Origin of the sequence: Pseudomonas sp. B2021, from assembly GCF_018135665.1 — a bacterium.
Classification (GTDB): Bacteria; Pseudomonadota; Gammaproteobacteria; order Pseudomonadales; family Pseudomonadaceae; genus Aquipseudomonas; species Aquipseudomonas lactis.
In genome coordinates, this window is the sequence record NZ_SMOF01000008.1 from 1 (window position 1) to 5,464 (window position 5,464).

General features: G+C 51.0%; 2 tRNA genes and 2 rRNA genes. All 4 read left to right on the forward strand.

Annotated elements, in window-relative coordinates:
• Positions 1-316: 316 nt before the first annotated feature.
• Positions 317-1,853 (forward strand): 16S ribosomal RNA (locus E1K68_RS27305).
• An 82-nt stretch (positions 1,854-1,935) separates the two neighbouring features.
• Positions 1,936-2,012, forward strand: a tRNA-Ile gene (locus E1K68_RS27310).
• Positions 2,013-2,042: 30 nt separating this feature from the next.
• Positions 2,043-2,118: transfer RNA gene (locus E1K68_RS27315), tRNA-Ala, on the forward strand.
• Positions 2,119-2,365: 247 nt separating this feature from the next.
• Positions 2,366-5,257, forward strand: a 23S ribosomal RNA gene (locus tag E1K68_RS27320).
• Together the 16S and 23S rRNA genes with 2 tRNA genes alongside form the textbook arrangement of a ribosomal RNA operon.
• Positions 5,258-5,464: the final 207 nt, after the last annotated feature.

Here is a 5,464-nt window from a genome sequence, read left to right on the forward strand (position 1 = left end):
CTGTAGAATTCGCCTCCCGCTTACGAGAGATCGAAAGCGCAAGTGGTTGAAGTTGTTGAAGAAATCTTCGAAAACTTCTGAAAATAACCACTTGACAGCAAATGAGGCTACTGTAGAATGCGCGCCTCGGTTGAGACGAAAGGTCTTAACTAACCGCTCTTTAACAACTGAATCAAGCAATTCGTGTGGGTGCTTGTGGAGTCAGACTGATAGTCAACAAGATTATCAGCATCACAAGTTACTCCGCGAGAAATCAAAGATGTAACCAACGATTGCTGAGCCAAGTTTAGGGTTTCTTAAAAACCCAAAGATGTTTGAACTGAAGAGTTTGATCATGGCTCAGATTGAACGCTGGCGGCAGGCCTAACACATGCAAGTCGAGCGGTAGAGAGAAGCTTGCTTCTCTTGAGAGCGGCGGACGGGTGAGTAATGCCTAGGAATCTGCCTGGTAGTGGGGGATAACGTTCGGAAACGGACGCTAATACCGCATACGTCCTACGGGAGAAAGCAGGGGACCTTCGGGCCTTGCGCTATCAGATGAGCCTAGGTCGGATTAGCTAGTTGGTGAGGTAATGGCTCACCAAGGCGACGATCCGTAACTGGTCTGAGAGGATGATCAGTCACACTGGAACTGAGACACGGTCCAGACTCCTACGGGAGGCAGCAGTGGGGAATATTGGACAATGGGCGAAAGCCTGATCCAGCCATGCCGCGTGTGTGAAGAAGGTCTTCGGATTGTAAAGCACTTTAAGTTGGGAGGAAGGGTTGTAGATTAATACTCTGCAATTTTGACGTTACCGACAGAATAAGCACCGGCTAACTCTGTGCCAGCAGCCGCGGTAATACAGAGGGTGCAAGCGTTAATCGGAATTACTGGGCGTAAAGCGCGCGTAGGTGGTTTGTTAAGTTGGATGTGAAATCCCCGGGCTCAACCTGGGAACTGCATTCAAAACTGACTGACTAGAGTATGGTAGAGGGTGGTGGAATTTCCTGTGTAGCGGTGAAATGCGTAGATATAGGAAGGAACACCAGTGGCGAAGGCGACCACCTGGACTAATACTGACACTGAGGTGCGAAAGCGTGGGGAGCAAACAGGATTAGATACCCTGGTAGTCCACGCCGTAAACGATGTCAACTAGCCGTTGGAAGCCTTGAGCTTTTAGTGGCGCAGCTAACGCATTAAGTTGACCGCCTGGGGAGTACGGCCGCAAGGTTAAAACTCAAATGAATTGACGGGGGCCCGCACAAGCGGTGGAGCATGTGGTTTAATTCGAAGCAACGCGAAGAACCTTACCAGGCCTTGACATCCAATGAACTTTCTAGAGATAGATTGGTGCCTTCGGGAACATTGAGACAGGTGCTGCATGGCTGTCGTCAGCTCGTGTCGTGAGATGTTGGGTTAAGTCCCGTAACGAGCGCAACCCTTGTCCTTAGTTACCAGCACGTAATGGTGGGCACTCTAAGGAGACTGCCGGTGACAAACCGGAGGAAGGTGGGGATGACGTCAAGTCATCATGGCCCTTACGGCCTGGGCTACACACGTGCTACAATGGTCGGTACAGAGGGTTGCCAAGCCGCGAGGTGGAGCTAATCCCATAAAACCGATCGTAGTCCGGATCGCAGTCTGCAACTCGACTGCGTGAAGTCGGAATCGCTAGTAATCGCGAATCAGAATGTCGCGGTGAATACGTTCCCGGGCCTTGTACACACCGCCCGTCACACCATGGGAGTGGGTTGCACCAGAAGTAGCTAGTCTAACCTTCGGGAGGACGGTTACCACGGTGTGATTCATGACTGGGGTGAAGTCGTAACAAGGTAGCCGTAGGGGAACCTGCGGCTGGATCACCTCCTTAATCGACGACATCAGCTGCTCCATAAGTTCCCACACGAATTGCTTGATTCATTGAAGAAGACGAAAAGAAGCAGCCCGAAATTGGGTCTGTAGCTCAGTTGGTTAGAGCGCACCCCTGATAAGGGTGAGGTCGGCAGTTCGAATCTGCCCAGACCCACCAATTTTGTGTGGGAAACGCCTGTAGAAATACGGGGCCATAGCTCAGCTGGGAGAGCGCCTGCCTTGCACGCAGGAGGTCAACGGTTCGATCCCGTTTGGCTCCACCACTACTGCTTCTGTTTGTATAAAGCTTAGAAATGAGCATTCCATCGTTGTGATGGTGAATGTTGATTTCTAGTCTTTGGCTAGTTCGTTCTTTAAAAATTTGGGTATGTGATAGAAAGATAGACTGAACGTTACTTTCACTGGTAACGGATCAGGCTAAGGTAAAATTTGTGAGTTCTCTTAACTGAGAAATTCGAATTTTCGGCGAATGTCGTCTTCACAGTATAACCAGATTGCTTGGGGTTATATGGTCAAGTGAAGAAGCGCATACGGTGGATGCCTTGGCAGTCAGAGGCGATGAAAGACGTGGTAGCCTGCGAAAAGCTTCGGGGAGTCGGCAAACAGACTTTGATCCGGAGATGTCTGAATGGGGGAACCCAGCCATCATAAGATGGTTATCTTGTACTGAATACATAGGTGCAAGAGGCGAACCAGGGGAACTGAAACATCTAAGTACCCTGAGGAAAAGAAATCAACCGAGATTCCCTTAGTAGTGGCGAGCGAACGGGGACTAGCCCTTAAGTGGCTTTGAGATTAGCGGAACGCTCTGGAAAGTGCGGCCATAGTGGGTGATAGCCCTGTACGCGAAAATCTCTTAGTCATGAAATCGAGTAGGACGGAGCACGAGAAACTTTGTCTGAATATGGGGGGACCATCCTCCAAGGCTAAATACTACTGACTGACCGATAGTGAACTAGTACCGTGAGGGAAAGGCGAAAAGAACCCCGGAGAGGGGAGTGAAATAGATCCTGAAACCGTATGCGTACAAGCAGTGGGAGCCCACTTTGTTGGGTGACTGCGTACCTTTTGTATAATGGGTCAGCGACTTATTTTCAGTGGCGAGCTTAACCGAATAGGGGAGGCGTAGCGAAAGCGAGTCTTAATAGGGCGTCTAGTCGCTGGGAATAGACCCGAAACCGGGCGATCTATCCATGGGCAGGTTGAAGGTTGGGTAACACTAACTGGAGGACCGAACCGACTACCGTTGAAAAGTTAGCGGATGACCTGTGGATCGGAGTGAAAGGCTAATCAAGCTCGGAGATAGCTGGTTCTCCTCGAAAGCTATTTAGGTAGCGCCTCATGTATCACTGTAGGGGGTAGAGCACTGTTTCGGCTAGGGGGTCATCCCGACTTACCAAACCGATGCAAACTCCGAATACCTACAAGTGCCGAGCATGGGAGACACACGGCGGGTGCTAACGTCCGTCGTGAAAAGGGAAACAACCCAGACCGTCAGCTAAGGTCCCAAAGTTATGGTTAAGTGGGAAACGATGTGGGAAGGCTTAGACAGCTAGGAGGTTGGCTTAGAAGCAGCCACCCTTTAAAGAAAGCGTAATAGCTCACTAGTCGAGTCGGCCTGCGCGGAAGATGTAACGGGGCTCAAACCATACACCGAAGCTACGGGTATCACGTAAGTGATGCGGTAGAGGAGCGTTCTGTAAGCCTGTGAAGGTGAGTTGAGAAGCTTGCTGGAGGTATCAGAAGTGCGAATGCTGACATGAGTAACGATAATGGGTGTGAAAAACACCCACGCCGAAAGACCAAGGTTTCCTGCGCAACGTTAATCGACGCAGGGTTAGTCGGTCCCTAAGGCGAGGCTGAAAAGCGTAGTCGATGGAAAACAGGTTAATATTCCTGTACTTCTGGTTATTGCGATGGAGGGACGGAGAAGGCTAGGCCAGCTTGGCGTTGGTTGTCCAAGTTTAAGGTGGTAGGCTGGAATCTTAGGTAAATCCGGGATTCTAAGGCCGAGAGCTGATGACGAGTTAACTTTTAGTTAACGAAGTGGTTGATGCCATGCTTCCAAGAAAAGCTTCTAAGCTTCAGGTAACCAGGAACCGTACCCCAAACCGACACAGGTGGTTGGGTAGAGAATACCAAGGCGCTTGAGAGAACTCGGGTGAAGGAACTAGGCAAAATGGCACCGTAACTTCGGGAGAAGGTGCGCCGGTGAGGGTGAAGGACTTGCTCCGTAAGCTCATGCCGGTCGAAGATACCAGGCCGCTGCGACTGTTTATTAAAAACACAGCACTCTGCAAACACGAAAGTGGACGTATAGGGTGTGACGCCTGCCCGGTGCCGGAAGGTTAATTGATGGGGTTAGCTAACGCGAAGCTCTTGATCGAAGCCCCGGTAAACGGCGGCCGTAACTATAACGGTCCTAAGGTAGCGAAATTCCTTGTCGGGTAAGTTCCGACCTGCACGAATGGCGTAACGATGGCGGCGCTGTCTCCACCCGAGACTCAGTGAAATTGAAATCGCTGTGAAGATGCAGTGTATCCGCGGCTAGACGGAAAGACCCCGTGAACCTTTACTATAGCTTTGCACTGGACTTTGAATTTGCTTGTGTAGGATAGGTGGGAGGCTTTGAAGCGTGGACGCCAGTCTGCGTGGAGCCAACCTTGAAATACCACCCTGGCAACTTTGAGGTTCTAACTCAGGTCCGTTATCCGGATCGAGGACAGTGTATGGTGGGTAGTTTGACTGGGGCGGTCTCCTCCTAAAGAGTAACGGAGGAGTACGAAGGTGCGCTCAGACCGGTCGGAAATCGGTCGTAGAGTATAAAGGCAAAAGCGCGCTTGACTGCGAGACAGACACGTCGAGCAGGTACGAAAGTAGGTCTTAGTGATCCGGTGGTTCTGTATGGAAGGGCCATCGCTCAACGGATAAAAGGTACTCCGGGGATAACAGGCTGATACCGCCCAAGAGTTCATATCGACGGCGGTGTTTGGCACCTCGATGTCGGCTCATCACATCCTGGGGCTGAAGCCGGTCCCAAGGGTATGGCTGTTCGCCATTTAAAGTGGTACGCGAGCTGGGTTTAGAACGTCGTGAGACAGTTCGGTCCCTATCTGCCGTGGACGTTTGAGATTTGAGAGGGGCTGCTCCTAGTACGAGAGGACCGGAGTGGACGAACCTCTGGTGTTCCGGTTGTCACGCCAGTGGCATTGCCGGGTAGCTATGTTCGGAATAGATAACCGCTGAAAGCATCTAAGCGGGAAACTAGCCTCAAGATGAGATCTCACTGGAACCTTGAGTTCCCTGAAGGGCCGTCGAAGACTACGACGTTGATAGGTTGGGTGTGTAAGCGCTGTGAGGCGTTGAGCTAACCAATACTAATTGCCCGTGAGGCTTGACCATATAACACCCAAGCAATTTGACTACTCGAAAGAGCATCAGATTGCGGTGTGTGAAGACGAAAATGAACCGAAAGTTCGACGCTCACAAAACACCGAGATCTATCACCTACCCAATTTGCTGAAGCGAGGCCAACTGGCCACGACTCAGTACCCGAATTTCTTGACGACCATAGAGCATTGGAACCACCTGATCCCATCCCGAACTCAG